Origin of the sequence: Spectribacter hydrogenoxidans (genome assembly GCF_031846275.1) — a bacterium.
Classification (GTDB): Bacteria; Pseudomonadota; Gammaproteobacteria; order Nevskiales; family Salinisphaeraceae; genus Spectribacter; species Spectribacter hydrogenoxidans.
Genome location: NZ_JAVRIB010000008.1, coordinates 111,447 through 137,300 on the forward strand (window position 1 = coordinate 111,447; position 25,854 = coordinate 137,300).

Annotated in this window: 29 protein-coding genes; 8 read left to right on the forward strand and 21 right to left on the reverse strand. The window is 65.5% G+C overall.

The window, feature by feature from the left end; genetic code table 11:
- Window positions 1-2 precede the first annotated feature (2 nt).
- A complete protein-coding gene (locus tag RM532_RS09275) occupies window positions 3-443 on the forward strand; it encodes a protein tyrosine phosphatase family protein (protein ID WP_311653026.1) in 441 nt (146 codons plus the stop codon).
- A gap of 42 nt (window positions 444-485) precedes the next feature.
- On the opposite strand, the gene RM532_RS09280 is transcribed toward RM532_RS09275, so the two are convergent.
- Complete coding sequence (locus RM532_RS09280; protein ID WP_311653028.1) at window positions 486-1,400, reverse strand: LysR family transcriptional regulator; 915 nt, start codon at window positions 1,398-1,400, stop codon at window positions 486-488.
- A 132-nt stretch (window positions 1,401-1,532) separates the two neighbouring features.
- Here RM532_RS09280 and RM532_RS09285 point away from each other — a divergent pair, with 132 nt between their 5' ends.
- Together RM532_RS09285 and RM532_RS09290 are read left to right on the forward strand one after the other, a co-directional pair.
- A complete protein-coding gene (locus RM532_RS09285; protein WP_311653030.1) occupies window positions 1,533-2,567 on the forward strand; it encodes a class 1 fructose-bisphosphatase in 1,035 nt (344 codons plus the stop codon).
- Between the two features lie 8 nt (window positions 2,568-2,575).
- A complete protein-coding gene (locus RM532_RS09290; RefSeq protein WP_311653032.1) occupies window positions 2,576-3,451 on the forward strand; it encodes a phosphoribulokinase in 876 nt (291 codons plus the stop codon).
- A 58-nt stretch (window positions 3,452-3,509) separates the two neighbouring features.
- On the opposite strand, the gene RM532_RS09295 is transcribed toward RM532_RS09290, so the two are convergent.
- From RM532_RS09295 to RM532_RS09355, 13 genes are all read right to left on the reverse strand, one after another.
- The gene (locus RM532_RS09295; RefSeq protein ID WP_311653034.1) at window positions 3,510-5,204 is read right to left on the reverse strand and encodes a Na(+)/H(+) antiporter subunit D; all 1,695 of its coding nucleotides are present in this window, start codon (window positions 5,202-5,204) and stop codon (window positions 3,510-3,512) included.
- Window positions 5,197-5,460: a hypothetical protein gene (locus RM532_RS09300; protein ID WP_311653035.1), complete on the reverse strand. Its 264-nt coding sequence runs from the start codon at window positions 5,458-5,460 to the stop codon at window positions 5,197-5,199. The genes RM532_RS09295 and RM532_RS09300 overlap by 8 nt, the downstream gene beginning before the upstream one ends.
- Complete coding sequence (locus tag RM532_RS09305; RefSeq protein ID WP_311653036.1) at window positions 5,457-6,908, reverse strand: proton-conducting transporter transmembrane domain-containing protein; 1,452 nt, start codon at window positions 6,906-6,908, stop codon at window positions 5,457-5,459. Before RM532_RS09305 ends, RM532_RS09300 begins: the two co-directional genes overlap by 4 nt.
- A complete protein-coding gene (locus RM532_RS09310; protein WP_311653037.1) occupies window positions 6,905-8,395 on the reverse strand; it encodes a proton-conducting transporter transmembrane domain-containing protein in 1,491 nt (496 codons plus the stop codon). The genes RM532_RS09305 and RM532_RS09310 overlap by 4 nt, the downstream gene beginning before the upstream one ends.
- The gene (locus tag RM532_RS09315; protein WP_311653038.1) at window positions 8,392-8,781 is read right to left on the reverse strand and encodes a cation:proton antiporter subunit C; all 390 of its coding nucleotides are present in this window, start codon (window positions 8,779-8,781) and stop codon (window positions 8,392-8,394) included. The genes RM532_RS09310 and RM532_RS09315 overlap by 4 nt, the downstream gene beginning before the upstream one ends.
- Complete coding sequence (locus RM532_RS09320; RefSeq protein WP_311653040.1) at window positions 8,778-9,215, reverse strand: Na(+)/H(+) antiporter subunit B; 438 nt, start codon at window positions 9,213-9,215, stop codon at window positions 8,778-8,780. Before RM532_RS09320 ends, RM532_RS09315 begins: the two co-directional genes overlap by 4 nt.
- Window positions 9,212-9,751 carry a DUF4040 domain-containing protein gene (locus RM532_RS09325; protein ID WP_311653042.1) on the reverse strand — a complete coding sequence of 180 codons (540 nt, stop codon included), beginning with the start codon at window positions 9,749-9,751 and terminating at the stop codon, window positions 9,212-9,214. The genes RM532_RS09320 and RM532_RS09325 overlap by 4 nt, the downstream gene beginning before the upstream one ends.
- A gap of 4 nt (window positions 9,752-9,755) precedes the next feature.
- Window positions 9,756-10,073 (reverse strand): monovalent cation/H(+) antiporter subunit G, encoded by a 318-nt coding sequence (gene mnhG / locus RM532_RS09330; protein ID WP_311653043.1) that lies wholly within the window; start codon window positions 10,071-10,073, stop codon window positions 9,756-9,758.
- On the reverse strand, window positions 10,073-10,360 hold the full coding sequence (locus RM532_RS09335) for an MrpF/PhaF family protein (RefSeq protein WP_311653045.1): 288 nt from the start codon (window positions 10,358-10,360) through the stop codon (window positions 10,073-10,075). The genes mnhG and RM532_RS09335 overlap by 1 nt, the downstream gene beginning before the upstream one ends.
- Window positions 10,360-10,854 carry a Na+/H+ antiporter subunit E gene (locus RM532_RS09340; RefSeq protein WP_311653047.1) on the reverse strand — a complete coding sequence of 165 codons (495 nt, stop codon included), beginning with the start codon at window positions 10,852-10,854 and terminating at the stop codon, window positions 10,360-10,362. Before RM532_RS09340 ends, RM532_RS09335 begins: the two co-directional genes overlap by 1 nt.
- Before the next feature lie 81 nt (window positions 10,855-10,935).
- Window positions 10,936-11,643 (reverse strand): TVP38/TMEM64 family protein, encoded by a 708-nt coding sequence (locus RM532_RS09345; RefSeq protein ID WP_311653049.1) that lies wholly within the window; start codon window positions 11,641-11,643, stop codon window positions 10,936-10,938.
- Entirely contained in the window at window positions 11,640-12,575 is a 936-nt protein-coding gene (locus RM532_RS09350) for an ArsR/SmtB family transcription factor (RefSeq protein WP_311653051.1), read from the reverse strand. Before RM532_RS09350 ends, RM532_RS09345 begins: the two co-directional genes overlap by 4 nt.
- Window positions 12,576-12,660: 85 nt before the next feature.
- Window positions 12,661-13,335 (reverse strand): phasin family protein, encoded by a 675-nt coding sequence (locus RM532_RS09355; RefSeq protein ID WP_311653053.1) that lies wholly within the window; start codon window positions 13,333-13,335, stop codon window positions 12,661-12,663.
- 444 nt (window positions 13,336-13,779) lie between these two features.
- On the opposite strand from RM532_RS09355, the gene fadB reads away from it, so the two are divergent.
- Window positions 13,780-15,924 (forward strand): fatty acid oxidation complex subunit alpha FadB, encoded by a 2,145-nt coding sequence (gene fadB / locus RM532_RS09360; protein ID WP_311653055.1) that lies wholly within the window; start codon window positions 13,780-13,782, stop codon window positions 15,922-15,924.
- A 100-nt stretch (window positions 15,925-16,024) separates the two neighbouring features.
- Window positions 16,025-17,185 (forward strand): acetyl-CoA C-acyltransferase FadA, encoded by a 1,161-nt coding sequence (fadA, locus tag RM532_RS09365; protein ID WP_311653057.1) that lies wholly within the window; start codon window positions 16,025-16,027, stop codon window positions 17,183-17,185.
- An 85-nt stretch (window positions 17,186-17,270) separates the two neighbouring features.
- Here fadA and RM532_RS09370 read toward each other — a convergent pair whose 3' ends face one another.
- Window positions 17,271-18,908: a SulP family inorganic anion transporter gene (locus RM532_RS09370; protein ID WP_311653059.1), complete on the reverse strand. Its 1,638-nt coding sequence runs from the start codon at window positions 18,906-18,908 to the stop codon at window positions 17,271-17,273.
- Between the two features lie 23 nt (window positions 18,909-18,931).
- Entirely contained in the window at window positions 18,932-19,588 is a 657-nt protein-coding gene (locus RM532_RS09375) for a carbonic anhydrase (RefSeq protein WP_311653061.1), read from the reverse strand.
- Between the two features lie 121 nt (window positions 19,589-19,709).
- On the opposite strand from RM532_RS09375, the gene RM532_RS09380 reads away from it, so the two are divergent.
- Window positions 19,710-20,657, forward strand: a complete 948-nt coding sequence (locus RM532_RS09380) for a hydrogen peroxide-inducible genes activator (RefSeq protein WP_311653063.1) — start codon at window positions 19,710-19,712, stop codon at window positions 20,655-20,657.
- Between the two features lie 110 nt (window positions 20,658-20,767).
- Window positions 20,768-21,712, forward strand: a complete 945-nt coding sequence (locus RM532_RS09385) for an OmpA family protein (protein ID WP_311653065.1) — start codon at window positions 20,768-20,770, stop codon at window positions 21,710-21,712.
- Window positions 21,713-21,732: 20 nt separating this feature from the next.
- Here RM532_RS09385 and RM532_RS09390 read toward each other — a convergent pair whose 3' ends face one another.
- The 5 genes from RM532_RS09390 to RM532_RS09410 form a co-directional block, all read right to left on the reverse strand.
- On the reverse strand, window positions 21,733-22,455 hold the full coding sequence (locus tag RM532_RS09390) for an energy transducer TonB (RefSeq protein ID WP_311653066.1): 723 nt from the start codon (window positions 22,453-22,455) through the stop codon (window positions 21,733-21,735).
- Window positions 22,452-22,859, reverse strand: a complete 408-nt coding sequence (locus RM532_RS09395; RefSeq protein WP_311653067.1) for an ExbD/TolR family protein — start codon at window positions 22,857-22,859, stop codon at window positions 22,452-22,454. Before RM532_RS09395 ends, RM532_RS09390 begins: the two co-directional genes overlap by 4 nt.
- Window positions 22,856-23,290, reverse strand: a complete 435-nt coding sequence (locus RM532_RS09400) for an ExbD/TolR family protein (RefSeq protein WP_349255296.1) — start codon at window positions 23,288-23,290, stop codon at window positions 22,856-22,858. Before RM532_RS09400 ends, RM532_RS09395 begins: the two co-directional genes overlap by 4 nt.
- A complete protein-coding gene (locus RM532_RS09405; RefSeq protein ID WP_311653069.1) occupies window positions 23,244-23,963 on the reverse strand; it encodes a MotA/TolQ/ExbB proton channel family protein in 720 nt (239 codons plus the stop codon). Before RM532_RS09405 ends, RM532_RS09400 begins: the two co-directional genes overlap by 47 nt.
- A 66-nt stretch (window positions 23,964-24,029) precedes the next feature.
- On the reverse strand, window positions 24,030-24,629 hold the full coding sequence (locus RM532_RS09410; protein WP_311653070.1) for a hypothetical protein: 600 nt from the start codon (window positions 24,627-24,629) through the stop codon (window positions 24,030-24,032).
- 163 nt (window positions 24,630-24,792) lie between these two features.
- On the opposite strand from RM532_RS09410, the gene RM532_RS09415 reads away from it, so the two are divergent.
- The gene (locus RM532_RS09415) at window positions 24,793-25,833 is read left to right on the forward strand and encodes a Glu/Leu/Phe/Val family dehydrogenase (RefSeq protein WP_311653071.1); all 1,041 of its coding nucleotides are present in this window, start codon (window positions 24,793-24,795) and stop codon (window positions 25,831-25,833) included.
- The last annotated feature ends 21 nt before the right edge of the window (window positions 25,834-25,854 follow it).

A 25,854-nucleotide genomic window follows, 5' to 3' on the forward strand; every position in this document is an offset into this window, starting at 1 on the left:
CCATGTCTCTGAACGATCGCATACCCAATCTGGCACAGCCTGCCGACAACTGCTACTGCGGCGGTATGGTGGACGAAGCGGCTCTGGTCGCGGCCCGCGACGCCGGAGTGCGCCACGTGGTAAATCTGCGGCCTGATGCGGAAACCCCGGATTTCAACGAAGCCGAGGCGGTGGCGGCCATCGGGCTGATCTATCACCACCTGCCGATTGCCGGCCCGGACGATCTCAACGACGCCAATGTGCGCCGGTTCGACGAGGTCATGGGTGAGGTGGGTGACGAATCCGCGCTGGTCCATTGCGCCAGCGGCAACCGGGTGGGGGCGCTATTTGCCCTGCGCGCAGGCTGGCTCAAGGGCCAGGCACCGGACGCGGCGCTTGCCCTGGGCCGGTCCCACGGGTTGACCAAGATGGAGCCCGCGGTGGCAAAGCTGCTGGGGGTCTGACTCGCATCAGGGCTGGGCGCGGCGGGGGTTGCCTGCGAGGTCTTAAACCACCATCTGTGGCAGCAACGCGTCCCGCTGCTCGTCGATAAACGCCCAGAACGCCGCCATCGCCGGAGTGGCATGGCGGTCCGCTCGGCGTACCGCGTACCACTGACGGCGGATCGGCAGGTCCTCGACCGGCAGGATTACCAGCCGACCGTCGGCGATCTCGGCGCCCACCGCGTGGGCCGACAGCAGGGCGATGCCCAGCCCGGCCATCACCGCCTGCTTGATGGTTTCGTTGCTGGCGATCTCCATGCCGATGGCAGGCTGACGCGGCATACGGCGGGCCAGGGTTTCGAATACGGTGCGCGTCCCGGAGCCGGGTTCGCGTACCAGGAAGGTCTCGTCACCTAGCTGTCCCACCGGCAGATTCCGGTGATCTGCCAGCGAATGACCGGGGGCGGCCACCAGCACCAGCGGATGGTCGCCGATGACCAGGTGTTCGACGGGGAAATCCCGGGCTGGCCGGCCCATCACCGCGATGTCGGCCGAGTAATCGGCCAGCCGGGCAATGGTTTCTTCGCGGTTGCCCACGTGCAGCTGCATGTCGAGTCCGGGATGCCGGCGTCCGAAAGCGGCAATGGCATAGGGCGCAAAATACTTGGCGGTGGAAACCACCGCGATGCGTACCCGGCCGCTGGCCACGCCCCGCAGGCTGGCCAGGCGATCGGTGCATTCGGTGAGAGTAGCGCGCACCTGTTCGGCGGCCAGCAGCGTGGTCTGACCGGCCTCGGTGAGTTTCAGGCCCTGGCGGGTCCGATCGAACAGCACCAGCCCCAGGGTATCCTCGAGCTGGCGCAGCCGGGCGGTCAGCGCCGCCGGGGTCACATGGAGTTCCGCGGCGGCGCCGGTGATGCGGCCGTGGCGGGCGATGGCCTCGATGCCGCTGAATTGCTTGAGGGTCAGGCCGCGCATGGCGCTATCACAAATAAAATTTGGCGAACTGTCAAATAGATTAAACTGGATTTAACCAAAACCCCTCGCTAGGGTTTGCGGGTTCGACCACGAGGGCCGCACCATGAACGGCCCCGATAGAGGAGGTTCGGCATGCCGGAACCGATGACTCTGCAGGCGTTTCTGGAGACCAGCGGGGCCGATGACCCCGCCGTCGACCAGGTGGTAGCGGTCATGGCCGGCGCATCGCGCGAGATTGCCGCCACCATTCAGCTGGGCACGCTCGCCGGGCGGATGGGCGACGCCCGGGGCAATCAAAATGCCGACGGCGACGAGCAGAAGGCGCTGGATGTAATCGCCCACGACACCTTCACCGAGGCCCTGCGCCGGGCACCGGTGGCGCTGGTGGCCTCCGAGGAATCCGACAGCACGGTTACGCTGGATGCCGATGCGCCGCTGGCCGTGGCCCTGGACCCGCTCGACGGTTCGTCCAATATCGACACCAACGTGTCCATCGGCACCATCTTTTCGATCCTGCCGGCTCGCCCGGGCACCGACGGCGAAGCCTCGTTTCTGGTGCCGGGCCGCGAACAGCTGGGTGCCGGCTTCATCATCTACGGGCCCCAGGTATCGCTGGTCATGACGGTGCGAAAGGGCACTCATATCTTTACGCTGGACCCGGCTCGGGGCGAGTTCCGGCTGGCGCAGCAGGATGTGCGGATTCACCCCGCGCGTACCGAGTACGCCATCAACGCCTCCAACTATCGCCACTGGGACGAGTGCGTGCGAACCTACATCGACGACTGCCTGGCCGGCGAGGACGGCCCGCTGGGCGCCAATTTCAACATGCGCTGGATTGCCTCGATGGTGGCCGATGCCTACCGGATTCTCGTGCGCGGCGGCATCTTCCTGTATCCGGGCGATCAGCGTCGTGGCTATCAGCAGGGGCGGCTGCGGCTGCTGTATGAAGCCAATCCGATGGCGCTGGTGTTCGAGGAAGCCGCCGGCGCGGCCACCGACACCGTCAACCGGATTCTGGATATCAAGCCGCGCAACCTGCATCAGCGCACGCCGCTGGTGTTCGGTTCCGCCGACAAGGTCGAGCGGGTGGCGCGTTATCACACCGACCCCAGCCACGATTTTACCCGGTCGCCGTTGTTCTCGCACCGCGGGCTTCTGCGGGTCTAGGAGGTTCCATGTCTGCCCTGCATCCGATCATCTCCATCACCGGTTCATCCGGCTCGGGCACCAGCTCGGTCAAGCAGACCTTCGAGAACATCTTCCGGCGCGAGAAGGTCAATGCCGCGTTCATCGAAGGTGATGCCTTCCATCGCCACAACCGCGCCGACATGAAGCAGGCCACCGCCGATGCTGAGGCTGCTGGCAACGACCATTTCAGCCATTTCAGTCCCGAAGCCAACCTGCTGGAGGACCTGGAGACGGTGTTCCGGCAATTCGCCGAGAACGGCACCGGCTACACGCGGCATTACATCCACAATGCCGAGGAAGAAGAGATGTACGCCGCGCCGCGGGGCACCTTCACCGAATGGGAGGACTTCCCCGACAACGCCGACCTACTGTTCTACGAGGGGCTGCATGGCGCGGTGGTCACCGAGGGCGTCGACGTGGCCCGCCATGCAGACCTCAAGATCGGCGTGGTGCCGGTAATCAACCTCGAGTGGACACAGAAGCTGCACCGAGACCGCGAGGCCCGCGGCCATACCACCGAGACGATCACCGACACCATTCTGCGGCGCATGCCCGATTACGTACGCTACATCTGCCCGCAGTTCTCGGAAACCGATATCAACTTCCAGCGCGTGCCCACGGTGGATACGTCCAATCCTTTCATCGCCCGCTGGATTCCCACGCCCGATGAATCGATGGTGGTGATCCGTTTCCGCAATCCGCGCGGCATCGACTTCAACTACCTGCAAAGCATGCTGCACGGCAGCTGGATGTCGCGGCCCAACTCCATCGTGATTCCGGGCGGCAAGATGGATCTGGCCATGCAGCTGATTCTCACGCCCATGATCATGCGTCTGGTGGAAACCCGCCGCCGCATGCTCTGAATGAGCACGGTCCATCCGGCGCATGGATGCAGATTCCAGCAGCCCGGATTTTTATTTTCTACCCGAAATAGAACAACAGATAAGCGGCCAGTAGCACGGCAACCCACAGCGTCATGACACCGGTGCCCCAGGGCTTCGCAAGCACGCCGTCCGGCTGATAGACGCGGCGGGTAAGCGCGAGCCCGCGGCGGCCGGCCCCTGATGCCAGTTCGCTGAGGGCGTCGCCCCAGCGGTCGGCGATGCCACGGACTCGGGTCAGGAGCAGGGGAGCAAGCCGCCGATAGACCCAGTCCGAATCCAGATTCAGCGCCGGGATTTCGGGTGGATACCAGCCGCGGCGGAACAGCGTTGTGAAGGCCAGCGCCGCGAACAGCAGTAGCTGCAGCTGGGTAATCACGTGGGCGGTGGTGTAGGGCGCGTAGTCCACCGCAAACGGCAGAATCGCGTACAGCGGCGCCGGGTACACGCCGATGGCGATGCATAGGAGTGCCGTGATCCCCATGGCCGCCAGCATGTTCCAAGGGGCTTCCGGCACCCGGTGGCCCACGTCGTGGTGGAAGAACGAGAAGAAGGGTACCTTGATGCCGGAGTGGTCAAGTACGCCGGCCGAGGCGAACAGCAGCACCAGCCAGGCAACCCAGTGGTGTTCCACCGCGGCCGCAGTGAGGATCATCGACTTGGTGACGAAGCCGGAAAACAGCGGAAAGGCGGAAATCGACATGGCGCCGATGATGCAGAACACGGCAGTCAGCGGCATCGACTTGTACAACCCGCCCAGCTCGCTGGCCTTGATCGTGCCCACACGGTAGAGCACCGCCCCCATCGACATGAACAGCAGCGCCTTGTACAGGATATGTGCGAAGGCGTGGGCGGCCGCCCCGTTCAGCGCCATCTCGGTGCCGATGCCGATGCCCACCACCATGAACCCCAGCTGGTTGTTGAGGCTGTATGCCAGCACCCGGCGCAGGTCGTTCTCGATCACCGCGAAGAAGATCGGGAAAGCGGTCATCGCCGCGCCAATGGTGATCAGTATCTCCTCGCCGGCGAAGCCGCGGGCCAGGGCGTAGACGGCCAGTTTGGTCGTGAACACCGACAGCACCACGGTGCCGGTGACGGTGGCCTCGGGATAGGCATCCTGCAGCCAGTTGTGCAGCAGTGGAAAGGCGCACTTGATGCCGAAGGCCAGGAAGATCAGCCAGCCGCCGGGCACCTCCAGCCCCAGCTGGTTGAATGCCAGCGACCCGGTGGCGCGATAGTGGATGATGGCGCCGGCCATCAGCAGCAGCCCCGAGACCACCTGGATCACCAGGTAGCGCATGCCCACGCGGTATGCGCGGGCGGTGCCCCGGGCCCAGATCAGGAACACCGAGGCGATCGCGGTAAGTTCCCAGTAGATGAACAGCGTCACCAGATCGGCCGCGAGTACTGCGCCGATGGCGGCCCCGGCATAGATCAGTGCCGCGGCGTGCTGCACCCGGTCCCGGACATGCCACGCGTACAGACCGGCCAGCCCACCGGCGATATGGAAGATGGTGGCCCATATCCGGCTCAGACCGTCGATGCGGATGGTAGCCAGCTCCAGCTGGAACAGCGTTACCGGCGCATAGGTGCCCAGCGGCAGCTGCCAGAGCAGCGTCAGCCCGAGCGCTGGCAGGGCCACGGCCAGTGCGCCCAGCCATGCGCGCGGGCACACGGCGGCCAGCAGGCCGCCGGCCATGATCACCAGGGCGGGATTGGCCAGCCACTCAGGCATCGCCATCCTCGCCGTAATAATCCTCGTCGCGGGCCAGCAGCCGTCGCAGGCCCTTGGCCGAGAAAACGATCACGCAGTAGGCGCCGAAGCCGGCCAGCGCATAGAACCCGAACCAGCCGTCGAAGCCGAAGTAGGGATGCTTGTGATAGACGAACTCGGCGGCGATCAGCAGCGCGCACAGCCCCCACAGCGCATAGACGATGCCGTTGACGGTGCTGGCCCGTTCCAGCCAGCCGGTTGATGATTGCTTGCTCATGATCCGGTCACTGGTGCCAGCAGTTGCAGGATATGCCCGCCCACGAAGAATAGCGCCACGCTGCCCGCGGCGGTGATGCAAAGCGGTACCACGCAGGCAAGCGGCGCTTCCCGGCGGCCGGTCGGCAGGTCATGGCCGGGGCGGAAGAACGCCCGGGCCGGGATATCCAGCAGATACACGATATTCAGCAGCGAGCTGATCGCCAGCACCGCAATCATCAGCAACTGGCCGGCGTCGGCTGCGCCGGCCATCAGCGCCCATTTGCTCCAGGCCCCGCCCAGGGGCGGCAGGCCGATGATGGACAGCGATGCCACCAGAAAGGCGCCGAAGGTGAAGGGCATTACCCGGCCCAGACCGTCCAGTTCGCTGACCCGGGTGCGATGCACCGCGGTGTAGATGGCGCCGGCGCAGAAGAACAGCGTGATCTTGCCGAAGGCGTGCATCACGATGTGGGTGGCGCCGCCGGCAATCGCCATGCCGTTGGCCAGGGTGGCGCCGAGCACGATGTAGGCCAGCTGGCCGATGGTGGAGTAGGCCAGCCGTGCCTTGAGATTGTCGCGGGTCAGGGCGACCACCGAGGCGGCCAGAATGGTAAAGGCGGCGATCCACATCATCGGGACGGTGATATCGCCCGCCGCAGCAAAGTCGATGCCGAACACGTAGACGGTGACCTTGAGCACCGCGAATACTCCGGCCTTGACCACCGCCACCGCATGCAGCAGCGCGGATACCGGCGTCGGGGCCACCATTGCGGCCGGCAGCCAGCGGTGGAACGGCATCAGCGCCGCCTTGCCGGTGCCGAACAGGTACAGCGCGAACAGGCCCGTGGCGGCCATCGGTGTGATATGGCCCTGAAGAATTCCGCCGGGGGTGAAATCCAGCGTGCCCGCCACCACCCAGGTAATGATGATGGCCGGCAGCAGCAGGCCGATGGACGTGGTCAGCAGGACGCCGAGATAAGTGCGTCCCCCGGCCCGGGCGTCATCATTGCCCTTGTGCGCCACCAGCGGATAGGTGGACAGGGTGAGCATTTCGTAGAACAGGAACAGCGTCAGCAGATTGCCGGCCAGGGCAATGCCCATGGCCGCTGCCAATGCCAGGGCGAAGCAGGCGAAGAACCGGGTCTGGTTGTGCTCGTCATTACCCCGCATGTAGCCGATGGCGTAGATCGCGGTGACGATCCACAGCCCGGAAGCGACCAGCGCGAACAGCAGTCCCAGCGGTTCCAGCACCAGGCTCAGCGACAGACCCGGCAGGATCTGGATCAGCGTGACCGCTGGACGCGCCCCCTCGAGGACCGGCCCCAGCCAGCTGCTTACGGCCGCAAACAGCAGCAGGGCGGTGGCCACGCTCAGGCCGTCGCGCAGGTTGGGCCAGCGGCCCAGGGCGATCACTCCGAGCGCGCCGGCGGCGGGCAACGCCATTAGCCATGGCAGAGCGATGGTCATGTGCCGCCTCCGGTCAGTCCGGTGGCCGCCGAACGGGCCACATCAACGATCGGGGTGCTGTACAACCCCAGGCCGATGTTGACCAGTACCAGGGTCCAGGTGGCGGCCAGCATGGCCGCGGGTGCCTCTCTTGGCGCCGGCACGTTGTCCGGCGCCGGGCGCAAGTAAAGCAGCTCAGCCACCCGGCCGATGTAGATCACCGCCATCAGCGAACTGATCAGTACCGCGGCGGCCAGCCAGCCCTGCTGGGCGTCGAACAGCGCGGCCAGCAGATACCACTTGCTGATGAAACCGGCGGTGGCCGGTACCCCGATCAGCCCGAGGCCCGCGGCAACAAACGCGGCCGAGGTCCACGGCATGGCGCGGGCGGCACCGGCCAGCGATGCCAGGTCGCTGCGGCGCAGCCGCCAGAACAGGGCGCCCGCTGCGCAGAACAGCGCCCCCTTGATTACGCTGTGGTTGAGCATGTGCAGGACCGCGGCGGTCAGCCCCTCGGGCGTGGCCAGCGCGATTCCCAGTACGATGTAGCCGATCTGGGCCACGCTCGACCAGGCCAGCAGCCGCTTGACGTCGCTGGCGAAGATGGCGGCCAGTGATCCGTACAGCATCGCCGCCACCGCCAGCAGCGCGAGAATCTCGCCCAGCGGGAGCTGTCCGAAGGCGTAGGTAGCGCCGAATACGGTATAGATGAAGCGGATCAGCACGTAGGCCGCCACCTTGGTCGCGGTGGCCGCCAGGAACGCGCTGACCGCCGACGGCGCGTAGGCGTAGCCGTCCGGCAGCCAGGCATGCAGCGGAAACAGCGCCAGCTTGATACTGGCCCCTACCACGATGAAGGCCAGCCCCGCCTCCACCGTGCGGGTGTCGGCCACGGCCGGCAGCCGCTCGGCCAGATCAGCCATGTTGAGCGTGCCGGTCATGATGTAGAGCAGACCGATGCCGATCAGCAGGAAGGTTCCCCCGATGGTGCCCATCACCAGATACTGGAAGGCGGCCAGAAGGGCGCGGCGTTTGGTGCCCAGCGCGATCAGCGCATAGGACGACAGCGACGAGATTTCCAGGAACACGAACAGGTTGAACGCATCCCCGGTGATGGTGATGCCGAGAAGACCACACAGGGTCAGCAGCATCAGCGCATAGAACAGATAGGCCCGCTCCGCCGGCAGTTCCGCAGTCACGCTGGCCCGGGTGTATGGCCCGAGCACGGCGGCAATGCCCGATACCAGCACCAGAACGAAGGCGTTGAGCGTGTCGATACGCAGCTCGATCCCCACCGGCGGCGCCCAGCCGCCCATGGCGTAGGAGATCGGGATTCCCACATGCACCTGGACCAGCAGCAGCAGGCTGATGCCGAATACCGCCAGACTCACGGCGCAGTAGGTCAGCCAGGCCAGGGTGGCGTGCCGCAGCAGCACGCACAGCGGGGCCGCCAGCAGCGGCAGAATCACCGGCAGCGCCGGCAGCTGGGCAAAGAAGTGCGCGATCATGCGTGGTCGCGGTGTTCGTCCGCCGGCCCGTCACCGGTATCGCAGGCGGCAATAATCTCGCTCTCGTCGAGACTGTCGTAGGCTTCGTGAATGCGCACCACCAGCGCCAGTCCCAGCGCGGTGGTGGCTACTCCCACCACGATGGCGGTGAGGATGAGCACATGCGGCAGCGGATGCGCATAGGGCGCGTCGACATTCCCCAAAATAGGCGCGGTGGCGCCGTCAATGGCGCCGGCGCTGATGTACATGATGAATACCGAGGTCTGGAACAGGTTCAGACCGATGAGCTTCTTCATCAGGTTGTCGTGACCGATGACGATATAGAACCCGATCATCATCAGCAGGACCACGATCCAGTAATTGTAGAGCCCGAGAAAAGTACTCATTCGACCGTGCCCTCCCGGCGCCGGCCACGTCCGGCGAACACGAAGAAGATGCCGATCATGCCGCCGGTTACGGTGACACCCACGCCCAGCTCCACCAGGATGATGCCGAGATGCTGGCCGTGCGCCGGTTTGTGGGCGAGCACGTTATAGTCGAGAAAGTCCCCGCCCAGCAGCATGCAGGCCACGCCGGTGCCGGCGTAGATCAGCACCCCGCCCGAGATCAGCGCGCGTACCGCCCAGGGCGGGATCACGCGGCGGGCCTCGTCGAGCCCGAAAATCAGCGTGTAGAGAATGATGCCGGCCGCGAAGATCACGCCGGCCTGAAAACCGCCGCCGGGGCCGTATTCCCCGTGGAACTGCACGTAAAGTGCGAACAGCAGGATGAAGGGAATGGTCAGCTTGGCGACCACCCGCAGGATGGTGTGCTCGGTCATCGCCGGCGCCTCCGGGCGGTGCCCAGCAACACGAACACGCCGATTCCGGCGGTGAAGATCACCGTGACCTCGCCGAGGGTGTCATAGCCGCGATAGCTGGCGAGCACCGACGTCACGGCGTTCGGGATGTGGATTTCCTTTTCGCTGGCTTCCAGGTAATGCGCGCGCAGCGGGTGCTGCTGGACCGGCGTGTCGGGCTGGCCAAAATGCGGCATATCCAGGGTGGCGTAGACCAGCGCCGCGCCGGTAACGCCGGTCACCAGCAGCGCCTGGGCCGTGCGCATCTTGGTGACGGTTTTCTCGCGACCACGGGTCAGGGCAAGGGCCCCCAGCATCAGCACGGTGGTAATGCCGGCACCCACGGACGCCTCGGTAAATGCCACGTCCACGGCATCCAGCGCCATGAAGACACTGGCCGACAGCAGGCTGAACAGCCCGGTGAGCATGGCCGCGGCGAACAGGTTTCGCAGGCGGGCGATCGCCAGGCCGGTGACCGCCAGCAGGGTGAGCAGGGCCAGGGTGAGGGCTTCGATCATCAGGTTATCCACGTCGCCCCCCTCCCAGAATCGGCTTGATGCCGTCCTGGATCGCCGCATTGGCCAGGGCGTTGGCGGCAGTGGGGCTGGTCAGCAGCAGGAACAGCCCCACCAGCAGCAGTTTTACCGCGATCAGCCAGTGCGGCGCCTGCAGCAGCAGCCCGCCGATGATCAGGATCATGCCGCCGGTGTCGGTGACCGAGGCAGCGTGCATTCGGGTATAGACATCCGGCAGTCGCAGCATGCCGACGCCGCCGATCACGGCTACCACCGCGCCGCTCAGCAGGAGCAGCCAGCTGGCGATATCCAGGAGCAGCGCCATTACACGTCGCCATCCGGGTGATCGGACTCGCCCCAGCCCAGATCGCCGTACTGCATGAACTTGAGCACCGCCACGGTACCGATGAAGTTGATCAGCGCGTACACCAGCGCGACGTCGAGAAACTCGGGGCGACCGTCCAGGAAACCAAGCACCGCGATCAGCAGCACGGTTTTGGTGCCGAACACGTTCACCGCCAGGATGCGGTCGTATACCGTGGGACCCAGCAACGCCCGGATCAGCAGCAACAGCATGGTGACCGCGACCCCGGCCATGGCGGCAGCGAACATCAGCGGTGGTACCCCGGCTCTCGGGCCTCCAGGGCACGCACCCGCTGATCCATCTCGCCGCCGTTGAGTTCGGCTGCGCCCTCGGCGGAGATGGCGTGCACGGTAATCGTGTCGCGCCGGGCGTCCACTGACACGGTGCCCGGCGTGAGGGTGATGGAATTGGCCAGGATCGCCTGCGCCAGTTCCGTTCGGCCGGACACCTGCACGGTCGCCATGGTGGGTGAGAGGGCGTCGCGGCCGCCGATTACCCGCCGGATGACATCGATATTCGAGCGCGCGATCTGCGCCATCAGCCATAGCCAGTATCCGGGCAGATGGCGCATCAGATAGAGCGGCTGGGTTTCTGCGTCCACTGTGCCCATCCGACGAGCCAGCCAGAGCACCAGCAGACAGCTGGCCGCGCCGAAGCCCAGCAGCAGAGCGGAATAATGGCCGGACAACAGCAGCCAGAGGACCACCAGAACCGCGCCGAGACTGACACTGTATCGCTGCATGATGCCGGCGTGACGCCGCTCCCCCGGATGCATCGCAAGCCCGCGACTGTAGCCAGCAGGCCGGAGCGCGTCAACGCGGTGTCAGCGTCGCGTCAGATGCCGGCGATGTGCTTGGGCAAACCACACGATGAGGGCACTGGCCGCCATCAGTGCGGCCGACACCAGTAGCTGGGTTTCGTTGAACAGGTTGGCCGGCCGGAAGTCATCGAAATTGGCGGTGAAGGCCTCGAATTCCACCGAGGCGCCGAAGCTCACGAACGTCAGCATCGGTGGCAGCAGCCCGATCAGCGTACCCAACGCGAAGCCCGGCCAGGGTACACGCAGCAGCCCGCAGCCGAAGTTGACCAGATCGAAGGGCAGGTAGCTGGCCCGCAGCGTCAGTACGGTCGGAAAGGCATGCATCCGTAGCGCTCGCCGTAGGGGGGCGAGTCGCTGTTGTGCTTCGTCCGAATCGGGGTTGCTGGTGCCGAAGAACCGCGCGATGCCGTAAGCGGTATGGGCCGAGAGGTTCTCGCCGAACAGCGTTGCCACCAGCCCGATCCAGAAGCCGAACAGACTGCCCGCGGCGATGGTCAGGAACATGGCGGGAAAGAAGGTGAATGCCCGCAGGGTGTAGATCACGATGAACACCAGTGGTGCCAGCGGGTGCGTGGACACCACCTGGTGGACGGCTACCAGGATCTGGGGGGTGGACAAACCCCGGGACCAGCCCCAAGCCAGGCCGGCAGTCAGTGCCAGCAGCCAGACCAGTCCGACGATCCATTTCGTCCGGGTGGGGATGCCGATCATGCGGGCTTGGCGGCGATCAGGGTCAACACTTCGAAGTATGGCGGACGCGCCTCGCGGGAACTGAGATCACAATAACGCACGGTCAGGCCGGCCTCGGCGGCCCAGTCCAGCAGCGCAACGCGCGAGAATCCCAGATTGACATGATCATAGGCGGCCACCGTAGCCCCGTGTTCGTGTTCAGCCAGGGTAGCCAGCACCAGATCACCGCCCGGTCGCAGTACCCGAGCGGCCTCGGCGATCACCCGCTCGGGTTGATCGGTGAAGGTCAGCGCGTGCATCAGGAACACCTGATCGTACGAGGCATCGCCCATCGACAGGTCGTGCATGTCGCCCAGTTTGAAGTGGACGTTCGTGCGTTGTGCCAGCCGGCGCCGGGCCGCGGCGAGCACGGTGCGGCTGTAATCCAGGCAGGTCACCGAGTGGGCCTGATTGCCGAGCAGTTCCGCCAGTACCCCGTCGCCCGAGGCCACGTCCAGTACGTCACCCAGCGTGAGCAGCCCGATCAGGGCCCGTGTGGTGGCCTCCCAGGTGCGTCCGGGAGAGTACTGACGCTCCATGCTGCCGGCCGCCGATTCGGCCCAGGACGGGCGGACCTGGCGACGGCGCGCGATCTCCCGGGCCTGTTCCCGGTCCTGATGCAGCCTGCTGTCGTCGATATTCTCCGCCAGGACCTGCCATAGCTGCCGCGCCCGGTCGTCGAAGGAGGCAGGGTCCACTGTCAGCAGTGCCCGCGTGCGCTGGCCGTATTCCTTGACCAGCCCGCCGCGGCGCAGGCGACCGAGATGGGTGGAAACGCGGCTCTGTGACAGGCCGGTGACGGCGGTGAGCTCGGCCACCGTCAGCGGTTCCGCTTCCAGGATCAGCAACAGCCGCAGGCGAGTGGGCTCACCGATGAGACGGAGCAGCTGGGAACCGTGTTCGAGATCGAGCAATGGTGTCAGGGTGGTAGTCAGTCAGGAACAAAACGGGCCGCCTCGCGAGGCGGCCCGTCAGTGAGAACAAGCCGATTTGGTGGTATCAGCTGGTCGATTTGGTACCCGAACTGCCGCTTCCGCTCTTGCTCGCCGCGCTGGTCTTGCGGGCGGTCGTCGACTTGCGTGCGGTGGTGGTCTTGCGCGCCGCCGGCTTCCTGGCCGTGGTGGACCGTTTGGCCGTCGACGGACTCTTGCGGGCGGTGCTGCCAGCCTTGCTTGTCGCGGTGCTGCGCTTGGCGGTGGTGCCGGATTTGCGGGCGGTCGGCTTCGTCGTCTTCGCGGTGCTGCGGCGGGTGCCGGTCGACTTTGCCGCAGTGGACTTGGCCGTGGTTTTGCCGGTGGCCACCTTCTTCGCCCCGGTGGCCGCCTGGCCGGTGTCGTTCAGGCTCTTGCGGATTTCCTCGTTGATCTGCTGGCGCGTCTTGTCGAGGATCTGCAGGCTTTCCCGGGCGTTGGCCAGGATACGATCGATGGTGTCCTGCATCAGCCGTAACTGGGAGGTCGCGATGTCACGCGGGTCGCCGCCCTTGCGCAGCGACTTGATGTTCTTGAGCGCTTCTTCATAGTGCTTCTTGATGGCATTGAGCTCGTGCTCGGCCAAGCGTTCGATGCCGTCGAAAACCGCCTTGTTGGTCGATGTCATCGCCTTTGTATAGCTCTTGCGTAGCTTGTCGACTTCCTTGCGAAGCTGCGTCGCGCGACTCTCTTTCTTTGCCATCAGCCCTGTCTCCCGGCGTGGTAAGTGCGGATTGAGTGTAGGCTGGCCCCCGGACGCTGTCAAAAGCCGGTGAAATCAGGCCTTGCAGTGCTCCGCGGTACCAGTTCCGGCCGCGCCAGAGGGGCTGGTATTCGCTGGAAAAGCTGAATTGGGTGCCGCGTATGCAGGATGCGGGTGCGTCGGTCGGCCATCATTCGGCGTGGGTGCGCTTGCAGGCCGGTATCGCTGGCGGACGCGATCGAACAATTGTTCAATTAGATGCGCCTGGTCGGACGCGAATGCTGATCTCGCCGGCCGTATTCGGTTGGGGCCCTGATTGTGTGCGCTGCTGCAATACGCTACAGTATGGTCTGTAAAAAAGTATCACCATAAGACCCGTATAAGTCGGGTCCGCCCGGCGCCTGATCGCCCGGTTATCCATACAGACTCGCGGGAGACGCAATCATGGTCTATGAGGGATCGAAACTGTCGGTCACGCTGGCCGACGGTATCGCCGATTTGCGGTTCGACGCCGCCGACGAATCCGTCAACAAGTTCGATGCCGCCACCGTGCGCGAGCTCGGCGAAGCCGCCGCGGCGCTCAAGCGGGCCGACGGTCTGCAGGGTGTGGTGGTGACCAGCGGCAAGCCGGTATTCATCGTCGGCGCCGACATCACCGAATTCGGCGAGATGTTCAAGCAGTCGGACGACGAATTCCTGGCAGGCATGAAGGCATCGAACGACGTCTTCAATGCGATCGAGGACCTCGGCGTGCCCACGGTGACCGCCATCAACGGGCTGGCGCTGGGCGGCGGTTTTGAGATGTGTCTGGCCACCGATTATCGCGTGATGGGGCAGTCCGCGCAGATCGGTTTTCCTGAGGTGAAGCTCGGCATCATTCCGGGGTTCGGCGGCACCGTGCGCTTCCCGCGCCTGGTGGGTGCCGACAACGCGGTGGAATGGATCTGTACCGGCAGCCAGAACGGTGCCGATGCGGCCCTGAAGCTGGGCGCCGTGGATGCGGTGGTGGCGGATGATCAGGTCGAGACCGCTGCCCGCGATCTGCTGGCCAAGGCGATCGCCGGGGGCTTCGACTGGCAGGCCCGCAACGCCCAGAAGAGGGCGGCGCTGGGTCTGAACCAGGTCGAGGCGATGATGTCGTTTGAGACCGCCAAGGGTTATGTCGCGCAGCAGTCCAAGGGCCAGTACCCGGCCCCGGTGGAAGCGGTCAAGCGCATCCAGGCGGCGGCCGGCATGACTCGCGACGACGCGCTCGCCGAAGAGGGCAAGGGTTTCCTCGCGGTGGCCCGCACGCCGGAAGCGGACGCCCTGATCGGGCTGTTCCTCAACGACCAGCTGATCAAGCGCAAGAACAAGGGGCACGGCAAGATTGCGCGGGATGTCAATCAGGCGGCCGTTCTCGGCGCCGGTATCATGGGCGGCGGCATCGCCTATCAGTCGGCGCTCAAGGGCGTGCCGATCACCATGAAGGATATCGCCGAGAATGCGCTGCAGCAGGGTCTCGACGAGGCGGCCAAGCACTTCGACAAGCGCGTTTCCCGCGGCAAGATGGACACCGCCAAGATGGCCGCCGGCATGGGTCGTATCCGGCCGACGCTGTCCTACGCCGAATTCGGCAACGTGGACGTGGTGATCGAGGCGGTCACCGAGAATCCCAAGATCAAGACATCAGTGCTTGCAGAAACCGAGGAGGCGGTCGGCGAGAACGCCGTGATTGCCTCCAACACGTCGTCGATCTCGATCGACGAGCTGGCGGCCGGACTCAAGCGGCCCGCCAACTTCCTCGGCATGCACTTCTTCAACCCGGTGCATGCGATGCCGCTGGTGGAAGTGGTCAAGGGGGAAAAGAGTTCCGATGAAGCCGTCGCCACGGTGGTGGCGTATGCCGCCAAGCTGGGCAAGACCCCGATCGTGGTCAACAACTGCCCCGGCTTCCTGGTCAACCGCATCCTGTTCCCGTACTTCTTCGGGTTTCAGGCGCTGGTGTCCGGCGGTGTGGATTTCGCCCGCATCGACAAGGTGATGGAAAAGTTCGGCTGGCCCATGGGTCCCGCCTACCTGTCCGACGTGGTGGGCATGGATACATCGCAGCATGTCGAGGAAGTTCTGGCCGCGGGCTACCCGGACCGAATGAAGGCGCAGTCGCAATCCTCCCTGGACGTGATGGTCGAGGCGGGCCGGTATGGCCAAAAGACCGGCTCCGGTTACTACAAGTACGAGCAGGACAAGAAGGGCAAGCCGAAGAAAACCGTGGACGAGGCCGCCTACGAACTGGTGGCGAAGGTCCAACCGGATGGCAGCCGCGAGGCCGGTGATGACGAGATCATCGAACGCATGATGATTCCGATGATCATCGAGGCGGCCCGCTGTCTCGAAGAAGGTATCGTCGCCACCCCCAATGAACTGGACATGGGACTGGTGCTGGGCGTCGGCTTCCCGCCGTTCCGGGGCGGGGCGCTGAAGTACGCCGATCGCCTGGGTCTGGCGCACGTGGTCGAGCGCGCGGACGCCTATGCCGAACTCGGCAAGCTCTACGAGCCGACCGCGCGAATGCGCAAGATGGCGGACAAGGGTGAGACCTACTACTAAGTTTCAAGTTTCACGTTTCGAGTGACGTCGGAATCGGTTTCGGAGCCGCATTCCCGAAACCGGAAACACGAAACTCGCAACTGCTTTACGGAGTAAAGCCATGCAAGATGTAGTCATCGTCGACGCGGTCCGCAGCGCCATGGGCCGTTCCAAGGGCGGCATGTTCCGCAACGTGCGGGCCGAAACGCTGTCGGCCGATCTGATCAAGGCATTGCTGGCCCGCAACGAGGCGGTCGAGCCGGATGCCGTCGAGGACGTGATCTGGGGTTGTGTGCAGCAGACCCTGGAACAGGGTTTCAACATCGCCCGCAACGCCGCGCTGCTGGCGGGCCTGCCGCACGAGGTGCCCGGGCAGACGGTCAACCGGCTGTGCGGTTCGTCGATGCAGGCCATCCATACCGCCGCCGGGGCTATCCAGAGCGGTCATGATGGCGTGTATATCTGTGGCGGGGTCGAGCACATGGGCCATGTGCCGATGACCCACGGCATCGACTTTAACCCGCAGCTGGCCCGCTACACCGCCAAGGCCGCCGGCATGATGGGCCTGACCGCCGAGATGCTTGGCACCATGCACAATGTCACGCGCGAAGCGCAGGATGCGTTCGCGGTGCAGTCGCATCAGCGGGCGCATCAGGCCAACCAGGACGGCAGCTTTGCCGACGAGATCGTGCCGATAGCCGGGCATGATGCCAATGGCTTTGCGCAGCAATGCGATGCCGACGAAGTGGTGCGGGCCGATGCCAACGTGGAATCCCTGGCCGCCCTGCGGCCCGCTTTCAATCCGAAAGGGTCGGTGACCGCGGGCAACGCCTCGGCCATTTCCGACGGCGCCGCAGCGGTCCTGGTGATGTCCGCCGACAAGGCCAGGGCCCTGGGCCTGACCCCGATGGCCCGCATCCGCGGCATGGCAGTGGCCGGTTGCGACCCCTCGATCATGGGCCGCGGTCCGGTCCCGGCCAGCAAGAAGGCGCTGGAACGGGCCGGTGTGTCGTTGGCCGACATCGACTACTTCGAACTCAACGAAGCTTTTGCTGCCCAGAGCCTGGCGGTCCTGCGCGAGATGCAGCTCGAGGATCGCCAGGATGCGATCAACATCCGCGGCGGCGCCATTGCGCTGGGGCATCCGCTGGGCACGTCCGGTGCCCGTATCACCGGCGCGCTGGCGCACATTCTCCAGGACAAGGATGCGGATCTCGGCCTGGCCACGATGTGCATCGGCATGGGGCAGGGCATTGCCACCGTGATCGAACGCATGAACTGATCGCCGAGCGGGTTATCGGCGGCATGAAAAAGCCCGCATGGCAGCAGATGCCATGCGGGCTTTTTCGTTTCCGCCTGGCCGGTACTTATCCCGGCTGCGGCACGGCGCCGGCCGGCGGATCGTCGAGTTCGGCGATCGCGGTACGCAGCGCCGCCACCCGGTCCGTGAACCAGTGGTCGGTCGGCACCAACTGGGTGACGTCGAGTGCTGCCAGCACGTTCTGGACTTCCTGGTTGGCACCGGTGATGAACAGCGATCGGCCGTAATCGTTGGCGTCTTCGGCGATCGTCTCCACGGCCTTGGCTGCGGAAACATCCAGATGCGGCACATGGGAAAAGTCCATGATCACCACGCTGGTCTCGTTCGAGGAACGTTCCCGTACATGGTGGCCAAGGTCGGCGGCGGCGCCGAAGCTCAGCGGGCCGGAGAAGTCGAATAGCATCACCCGGCCGCCGGCGGATTTCAGCAGATCCGCCGTCTCTGCATCATTCACATCATCCGTGTCCGACTCCAGAGACGCCAGCTGCAGGTCCGCGATTTCCTTGACGAAGGCCAGAGCCGCCAGCACCACGCCCACGGCAACGGCCGTAATCAGGTCCACGAACACGGTCAGACCCAGCACGAGTGCCATCAGCACCAGGTCCCAGCGAGGTCCACGGTGCGCGTGCATCAGATAGCGCCAGTCAATGATGTCGTAACCCACCTTGATCAGAATGCCCGCCAGCACGGCGTGCGGAATCTGGGAGGCCAGTGGGCTCAGTACCAGCACGATCGCCAGCAGCAGCACGGCATGGGTCATGCCCGAAATCTTGGTGCTGCCGCCGGTCCGGATATTGACCACCGTGCGCATGGTGGCGCCGGCACCCGGAATGGCGCCGAAAAAGCCGGCTACCGTATTGCCAATGCCCTGGCCGATGAGCTCCCGGTTCGAGTCGTGCCGTTCCCGGGTCATATTGTCGGCCACCAAGGAGGTCAGCAGGCTGTCGATACCGCACAGGACGGCCAGGATGATGGCGGCCTCCAGCACGACAAAAAGCGAATCCTGGGTCAGCGACGGGATGATGAAATCGGGCAGTCCGGTGGGGATATCGCCCAGTACCGGTGCTGCCGGCAGCACCAGTCCGGCCAGGGTGCAGATGATCAGGGCCGCCAGTGGACCCGGCAGGAACTTGCCCAGCTTCGCGGGCCAAGTGAACACGATTGCCAGCGTTGCCGCCCCCAGGGCAAACGCCGACAGATTGGGCGACATGAGAGCCCCCGGCACCGCCGCCATGGCGGGAATGGTACCGGTGTCGGCCGGTTCGTGACCCAGTAGCCGGGACAATTGCAGGGCGATGATGATGCAGCCGATGCCGCTCATGAAACCGGAAACCACCGGATACGGCACCAGCCGGATGTAGCGGCCCAGCCCCAGCACGCCCATGACAACCAGCATGCCGCCGGCCAGCACCACGCTGGTGAACACCAGCGTCGGGTTGTCGGCGAGGCTGGCGTAGAGGCCGGCGAACACTACCACCATGGGGCCTGTGGGGCCCGAGACCTGGGGCCCGGTGCCGCCGAACAGCGAGGCGAAGAACCCCACCAGGATGGCGCCCCAGAGACCGGCGATCGGCCCGGCCCCCGACGCCTCGCCGAACGCCAGTGCCAGCGGCAGGGCTACGATGCCGGCGGTCACGCCGCCGAACAGGTCGCCCTTGAGATTGCTCGTGTCCAGAAAGGCCATCGAATCGTCTCCGTATCGCGGAATCAGTCGGTGCCCGTGTTACCGCGCAGACTGGCGTAGGCCCGGTCCAGCGGCTCGAACGCATCGTGGTCCGGGTTGTAGGCAGTGATGCCGCCGCTGCCGATATCGTAGACCCAGGCATGCAGGCGTATGCGTTTGGCGGCCAGTCTCGCCGCCACCGCGGGATGGGTGCGCAGGTGCTGCAGCTGGACCAGCGTGTTCTGCTCGACCACGCGAGCAAGACGCGCGACATCGTCCAGGTCCGGATGGTTCTGCCGTACCGTGTTGACGGCGGCGTGGCAGTGGGTCAGCCACTGACGCATTTGGGGGAACTCGGTAAGTATTTCCGGGGCCAGCACGCCGGTCATGGCGCCGCAGCCGGAATGGCCGCAGACGATGACGTCGCGCACGTTCAGCGCGCCCACCGCGTATTCCACCGACGCCGCCGTGCCCTCGGCGCCGCCGCCGCCATACGGCGGCACGATGTTGCCGGCATTGCGGCAGATGAACAGGTCGCCGGGATCGGCGCCCGTGATCAGGCTCGGATCGATACGCGAGTCCGCGCAGGTAATGAAAAGCGTTTCCGGTGCTTGGCCGCCAGCCAGCTCCGCGAACAGTTCGCGGTATTCGGCGAAGCGCTCCCCCTGGAAGCGTTCGATGCCGTCGAGAAGCTTGTCCATGACGAAAACCCCTGGTCGGGAAAACGATTAGCCCGCAAGACTAGGCAACATCAGGCAATCGCGTAAGACATAAGTTCTGATAAATTATGATAGTAAAACACGATCACCTCGGAGTTGCCGCTTGGCCGAACCCACCATCAAGCAACTGCGCTGCTTCGCGGCAGTCGCCGAGCAGGGTAGCGTGCGTCGCGCCGCCCTGCGGCTGGGGGTAAGCCAGCCCACGCTGACGGCACAGCTCTCCGCGCTGGAGACGGCGCTGGGGCTGTCACTGGTGGAGCGCTCGCGCGCCGGCGTTCTGGTAACGGCACTGGGGCGATCCCTGTTGCCGCATGTGGAGCGATTGCTGCGCGAAAGCCGGGAGATCATCAACTTCGCTCGGGAGGCAGCGGAATCACCCTCGGCCACACACCGGCTGGGCGTGTTGCCCACTCTGGGGCCGTACCTGCTGCCGGACGTGATTCCGGAACTGCATGCGCGTTTCCCGGCCCTGCGCATCTTCGTCAAGGAGGATGGGCCGCGTGAGCTCGAGGCCGGACTGGTGGACGGGCAGTACGATCTGATCCTCGCGTCATCGCCGCTGGAGAATCGCGACATGGCCTCCGCTCCGCTGTTCAGCGAGCCGCTATACCTGGTGTCGGCGCCGGATCATCCGCTGGCGGATCTCGATCGCGTGCGGCCGGCGGATTGCGTCGGTCAGAATTTCCTGGTGATCGAGGAGCGTCATCGTTCCTTTCTGCGGGTTCAGGGGGTGGCCCGCGATTACGGCTTCCGTCTGATGCGGGATTTCGAGGGCACCAGTCTGGATACCCTGCGTCAGATGATCGGTACCGGCCTGGGGGTGTCGTTTCTGCCGTCGCTTTATATCCGCTCGGAGATTGGTCCGCGCCACGACGTGATCCGGCTCGAGGCCGGTTTCGAGACGCCGCGCCGTGACATCGTGCTGGCCTGGCGGCCGCGTTCGGCCCAGCGTCACTGGTACCAGCAGCTTGCCACCATCATTCGGCAGATCTGCGCCCGGGATCTGGTCGGTCATGTCGCGGTGGCGGACGGGCCGCGGGACGTCGCCTGATGGTCGGCGACGCGCGACAGGATGCGAGTCCCGGCTTTCCCCGCTACGCTGTGCCTGTGGCCGTTGCAATAGTGCAGTCGGCAATCTCTGATCAGGTGATGAGACACGCGATGCGCTTATTTCCGACGCTGCCGCTACTTACCGGACTCTGGCTCGTACTCGGGATGTTCGGCACTGCATGGGCCCAGTCCGGGGAGGTAGCGGCGCCCGAGTCGGCCGAGACAGTCAGCGACGATACCCGGCCGCAATCCACCTATGATTTGATTACCGCGCCGGCGGAAGATCCCGGGGGCATCGACGCCAACCTGGCGGCGACCCGAACCGTGGATGGTCCGCTTGCCCGCCGTGTCTATCGATCGCCGGGAGACGGGTCACCGGAGGCAGTGCTCGACGCCATCGCGGATGATCTGCGCGAGTCCGGCTTCGAAATTCTGTTCCGCTGTGCCGACGAGGCCTGTGGCGGTCCTGCCTTCCTGCAGGCCAGCCCGGGAGGGCGGCATGACGCGGAGCGCTTCATTCTGGATGCCGGTGCGGTCGGCTATCTGGCGGCACGCCATGCCCGGCCCGGCGGCGATCGATTCGTCGCGGTCCAGAGCAGCGTCTCGGCGGCCGGTGAGGGCGTGTTCACGCTGGTGGACGTGATTGACGCCAGCCCCCGCGAACTTTCGGCCATCACCGTGGATGCCGAGGAAATGGGCCGCCGGCTGGACGAGCAAGGCCGGGTGGCGTTGTACGGCATCTATTTCGATACTAACAGTGCCCGCTTGCGCGATGCTTCCAATCCCACGCTGACTGAAATCGGCAAGCTGATGCGCCAACGCCCCGACCTGCGGCTGCTGGTGGTCGGCCATACCGATACCCGCGGGGAATTCGACTACAACATCGATCTGTCACGGCAGCGGGCCGAGGCCGTGGTCCAGGCGCTGACCAGCGATCAGGGTGTGGCCCGCAGCCGCCTCAAGCCCTGGGGCGTGGGTTTTACCTCGCCGGCAGCCAGTAACAGCGATGCCGATGGCCGGTCACGCAACCGCCGGGTTGAGCTGGTGGTCTGGTAGCAGGGAGACCGGCTGGCAGGTCAGTTGAGGCTGAACTCGATCGGCACGACCAACTCGATCCGGTTCCGGCGCAGATCATCCGGCATGGCTGGCAACGGCTGGGCCCGGTCGAGCAGGGCCTCGACCTCGCGATCGAGCAGGGCGATCCCGGAACTCTCCAGGATGCGGTACTCGAGGATGTTGCCTTCGCGATCGACCACGAAGTAGATCCGCACCACGCCCTCATCGCCACGTTGCCGGGCCTGTTCCGGATACTGCTTGTTGTCCGACAGCCAGCCCCGGACCGTGTCGATGTAGGCTTCGGTGGGGTCGCCGCCGCCGCGGGCCGTCTCGCTGGATTCCGGCGTTGGCGGCGCGTCGGGGGTTATGGTGAGTGCCTCGACGGTTTCCGTGGGAGCCGTGGGGTCCGCCGTCTCCGCGGTGGCGCGGTCGGCCGCCGTCGCGGCGAGTACGTCCTGCTCTTCGGCCTCGGGCACCGAGTTGTCGCGGGTCGGAACCTCCGCCACGTCGGGCGCCGGCATATCGGGCTCGACCGCTTCGACTGATTCCGGCGCCGGGGCAGGGGCGGTGCTCATTGCATCCCCCAGCGATTCCAGGTTGATTGCCACGCCCTGTTCGCTCGGTACCAGGGCGCTGGGTGAAGTTGGCACCAGGGCCATGATCAGCGCGGCAATACCGGCATGGAGCAGGGCGGCCAGCAGGGCGGCGCCCAGCCAGTGCCGGCGCAGTGGCAATGCCGTCATGGCGGGGCGCTGGTCGTCAGCAGGCGCAACTCATCGACACCCGCGTCGTGCAATTGCTGCATCACCGCCACCACCCGCGTGGCCGCCACTGCACCATCCGCCTTGAGCCGGATCCGGGGGGCATCATCGCCAGCACGTTGCCGGCTGACCCGCTCCGCGAGTTCCGCCAGCGGCACGACTTCCCCATCGATGGCCACCCGGTCATCGGTCATCATCTGGACCAGCACGCCTTCCGCGCGGGCCGGATCCTCGCTTTCCGATTCCGGCGGTTCGATCGGCAGCGGGTCGGGGGTGGCCAAGCGTCCGGCGAGCATGAAGAAGATCAGTAGCAGGAATACGATGTTGGTCAGCGGCAGCACGCGCTCGTCCTCGTTACGCGGCCGGCGGGAGCGGGGGAATTTCATCGCGGTCCGTCGTCCCCGAGCATCGACAGATTGCGTGCCCCGGATGCAGTCAGGCGATCCAGCACGGACACCGTGTCCTGCAGCGACACGCCCTCGGCCGGCCGCACGAGTACGCGCCGGTCCGGATTGTCTTCCAGTCGCGCGGCAACCCGCCGTGCCAGGCCCTGCGGCGTCACATACTGCCCGCCCAGCCGGATGCCGTCGCGGCGGACTTCCACCAGCAGCGCGCCTTCAATGGTGGGCTGACCCCCGCCGCGGCTGGGTGCATCCAGTGCGATCGAGTGCAGGTCGAGAAAGCTCGATGCCAGCATGAAGAACAGCAGCAGGATGAACACCACGTCGATCAGTGGCGTCAGCCCCACCAGCGGCCGCCGGCGCGCCGGGCTATTCGCCAAGCGGGCGGACTTCAACGCGTTCGGGGTCGAGCTCATGGCCGTGCACGGCCGGGGCGCGTGACAGATCCATAGTGAAAACCTGGGTGACGATGTTATCCATGTCGTGGGCCAGCCGGTCCACGACCCGCTCCAGCCAGTTCAGCGCCACGATCACTGGCATGGCTACCGCCAGACCGGCGGCAGTGGTTAACAGGGCCTGCCAGATGCCGCCGGACAGGATGGCCGGGTTGACCTGGCTGCCGGCCGCTTCCAGATCGCGGAAGGCCTCGATCATGCCCAGCACGGTGCCGAACAGCCCCAGCAGCGGCGCCAGCGACGCGATTACCTCCAGCGGGCGGAAATGGCTGCGCAGGGTTTCCAGCTGGTCCGCGCCATAGCGCAGCACTTCCTCGCGGACCAGCTCATCGGCCATGTCCACGCGGTGCTTGCCGCGGATGGCCCGGGCCAGGACCTGAGCCACCGGGTTGCGCGACTTGCCGGCAATGGAAGCCGCATCGCCGGCGCTGCCGGCGCGGTATACCTTGAGGGCACTCATCGCGGTGCGACGGTCACCGACGCGCATGGCCGAGAACTGCCAGAGCTTGAGCAGCACGATGGTCAGGGCAAGAATCGACATGGCGATCAGCAGGGCCACCACCGGACCGCCCAGCGCAATCATCTCGAGTACGCCATCAGCCCAGGCCCCGGCCCGGCTCAGAAATTCGTTCATGCCCCCCTCCAGGCGGAAAAGTGTTGCCGCGGGCGTACTCTGCCGGCTTGCGCCGTGTCAGCCACGCTACTTGATGAATGGTACCGGGCCCCGGGCCCGGACTGAAATATCGGCGAGGCAGTTCTCGCGCTCGCCGCCGGCGTCGCGGCAGTCCAGAATCTGGTTGAGCAGCATCTGGCCGATGTCGTCACAGGCCAGGCCGCCGATGTCGAATACCTTCAGGCTAGTCTTGCCGGCGGGCAGGGGTGCCAGATCTACTGCGAGGCGCTTGTTGACGATGCCGTCGGCATCGAACATCACTATATCGGCCCGCAGCTGGTCGAAATCGGCCTCGGTCTGATTGCGGGCCACGACATAGGCGCGGCAGGCATCATCCAGGACGGAAAGCTTGTTGAGCTCGAGCCGGACCTGACCGGATTCACCGTCGGCGTCCGTGTGGCCCATCGGCTCGTCACTGGCCTCGGCCGACTCACTGGGCGATCGGCCGTCGGTTCCGTCGGGCGGGACGTTTTCACTGTTCTCGGCGGTTTCCGCGTCTTCCGCCTCGGCCGGAATCACCGGCGCCTGTTCCTCGGCCGCGGGTGTATCGGATGAGGCTTCTTCCGCCATGCCGGATACGGCCCAGAGCAGCAATGCGATGACGGTCAGCGAACGATGAATGGGCATGGTGGTACTCCTTGAGCAGGCCGACATGATCCCGCGAGCCCGTACCTCGGTATTCCAGGCCCTAGTCTACGTCAAGACAAGTGCTACGGCCGACGGTTCCAGTCGACACCACTCGCCAGCCATGGCCACAATCACCGCATTTCTTATCCGATGAGGGCAAACGGTGGCGATACTCGAGCGCATCCAGGCATCCGATCATGAACAACTGCTGTTCACTCACGACCGAGACACCGGGCTGCGCGCGATCATCGCCGTGCACAACACTACCCGCGGGCCCGGGCTTGGCGGCATCCGCATCCGCGAGTACGACAGTGAAGCCGACGCGGTCGACGATGTGCTGCGGCTGTCCCAGGCGATGAGCTACAAGAATGCCTGTGCCGGCCTGGATTTCGGGGGCGCCAAGGCAGTGATTCTGGCGCCGCTACCGGCCGATCGCCGTGCCGCATTCCTGGCAATGGGCCGTATCGTCGAGGGACTGGCCGGCCGTTACGTGGCCACCGAGGACATGGGCATGACCGAGGCCGACATCGCGGTGCTCAATGAAGTGACCGCGTTTGCCGTGGGCCGCTCGCGCGACGCCGGTGGATCGGGCGATCCGTCACCGCATACCGCGCTGGGCGTGTTCGTCGGCATGCGCGCCACCGCCCGCACCGCCGGGCTTGGCGACGACATGCGTGGTCTGTCGGTTGCGGTGCAGGGCTGCGGCAAGGTGGGGCTGGGCCTGATCGCGCGCCTGATTGATGCCGGCGCCCGCGTGATCGCAGCGGATACGGACGCAGCCGGTGTCGCTGCGGCCCGCGACCTGGGCGCGGACATCGTGGCGACTGATCAGATCCTAGCCGTCGAGGCCGATGTGCTGGCGCCTTGCGCGGTTGGCGGGGTGCTCAACGAAGCCACCATTCCCACGTTGCGCTGCCGGGCCGTCGCCGGCGGTGCCAACAATCAGCTGGCCACCGAGGCCGACGCCGATCGCCTGGCAGCGCGCGGCATCGTCTATGCCCCGGATTTTGTTATCAACGCCGGCGGCGTGATCAACGTGGGGGATGAACTGGCGCCCGGCGGTTATTCCCCGGAGCGGGTTCGGGACAGGGTCTTGGCCATTGAGCAGACGCTGGCGCAGATTCTTGCGGAATCGCGCCAGTCACGGCAGAGCACGGCCGGCATCGCGGTTATTCGCGCCCAGCGCCTTCTCGGGAATGGTTGAATACGGAATCTGAAATATTAG

Bases quoted from the DNA above. Each gene is read 5' to 3' on its own strand.
- RM532_RS09305 (WP_311653036.1), bottom strand. From the start codon at position 6,908: ATGACCATCGCTCTGCCATGGCTAATGGCGTTGCCCGCCGCCGGCGCG.
- RM532_RS09345 (WP_311653049.1), bottom strand. From the start codon at position 11,643: ATGATCGGCATCCCCACCCGGACGAAATGGATCGTCGGACTGGTCTGG.
- RM532_RS09335 (WP_311653045.1), bottom strand. From the start codon at position 10,360: ATGTTCGCTGCCGCCATGGCCGGGGTCGCGGTCACCATGCTGTTGCTG.
- RM532_RS09285 (WP_311653030.1), top strand. From the start codon at position 1,533: ATGCCGGAACCGATGACTCTGCAGGCGTTTCTGGAGACCAGCGGGGCC.
- RM532_RS09325 (WP_311653042.1), bottom strand. From the start codon at position 9,751: ATGATCGAAGCCCTCACCCTGGCCCTGCTCACCCTGCTGGCGGTCACC.
- RM532_RS09410 (WP_311653070.1), bottom strand. From the start codon at position 24,629: ATGCCCATTCATCGTTCGCTGACCGTCATCGCATTGCTGCTCTGGGCC.
- RM532_RS09275 (WP_311653026.1), top strand. From the start codon at position 3: ATGTCTCTGAACGATCGCATACCCAATCTGGCACAGCCTGCCGACAAC.
- RM532_RS09355 (WP_311653053.1), bottom strand. From the start codon at position 13,335: ATGGCAAAGAAAGAGAGTCGCGCGACGCAGCTTCGCAAGGAAGTCGAC.
- fadB (WP_311653055.1), top strand. From the start codon at position 13,780: ATGGTCTATGAGGGATCGAAACTGTCGGTCACGCTGGCCGACGGTATC.
- RM532_RS09400 (WP_349255296.1), bottom strand. From the start codon at position 23,290: ATGAGCTCGACCCCGAACGCGTTGAAGTCCGCCCGCTTGGCGAATAGC.
- RM532_RS09395 (WP_311653067.1), bottom strand. From the start codon at position 22,859: ATGAAATTCCCCCGCTCCCGCCGGCCGCGTAACGAGGACGAGCGCGTG.
- mnhG (WP_311653043.1), bottom strand. From the start codon at position 10,073: ATGGCGCTGCTCCTGGATATCGCCAGCTGGCTGCTCCTGCTGAGCGGC.
- RM532_RS09340 (WP_311653047.1), bottom strand. From the start codon at position 10,854: ATGCAGCGATACAGTGTCAGTCTCGGCGCGGTTCTGGTGGTCCTCTGG.
- RM532_RS09375 (WP_311653061.1), bottom strand. From the start codon at position 19,588: ATGGACAAGCTTCTCGACGGCATCGAACGCTTCCAGGGGGAGCGCTTC.
- RM532_RS09315 (WP_311653038.1), bottom strand. From the start codon at position 8,781: ATGAGTACTTTTCTCGGGCTCTACAATTACTGGATCGTGGTCCTGCTG.
- RM532_RS09405 (WP_311653069.1), bottom strand. From the start codon at position 23,963: ATGAACGAATTTCTGAGCCGGGCCGGGGCCTGGGCTGATGGCGTACTC.
- fadA (WP_311653057.1), top strand. From the start codon at position 16,025: ATGCAAGATGTAGTCATCGTCGACGCGGTCCGCAGCGCCATGGGCCGT.
- RM532_RS09390 (WP_311653066.1), bottom strand. From the start codon at position 22,455: ATGACGGCATTGCCACTGCGCCGGCACTGGCTGGGCGCCGCCCTGCTG.
- RM532_RS09280 (WP_311653028.1), bottom strand. From the start codon at position 1,400: ATGCGCGGCCTGACCCTCAAGCAATTCAGCGGCATCGAGGCCATCGCC.
- RM532_RS09300 (WP_311653035.1), bottom strand. From the start codon at position 5,460: ATGAGCAAGCAATCATCAACCGGCTGGCTGGAACGGGCCAGCACCGTC.
- RM532_RS09310 (WP_311653037.1), bottom strand. From the start codon at position 8,395: ATGATCGCGCACTTCTTTGCCCAGCTGCCGGCGCTGCCGGTGATTCTG.
- RM532_RS09320 (WP_311653040.1), bottom strand. From the start codon at position 9,215: ATGACCGAGCACACCATCCTGCGGGTGGTCGCCAAGCTGACCATTCCC.
- RM532_RS09370 (WP_311653059.1), bottom strand. From the start codon at position 18,908: ATGGCCTTTCTGGACACGAGCAATCTCAAGGGCGACCTGTTCGGCGGC.
- RM532_RS09385 (WP_311653065.1), top strand. From the start codon at position 20,768: ATGCGCTTATTTCCGACGCTGCCGCTACTTACCGGACTCTGGCTCGTA.
- RM532_RS09295 (WP_311653034.1), bottom strand. From the start codon at position 5,204: ATGCCTGAGTGGCTGGCCAATCCCGCCCTGGTGATCATGGCCGGCGGC.
- RM532_RS09290 (WP_311653032.1), top strand. From the start codon at position 2,576: ATGTCTGCCCTGCATCCGATCATCTCCATCACCGGTTCATCCGGCTCG.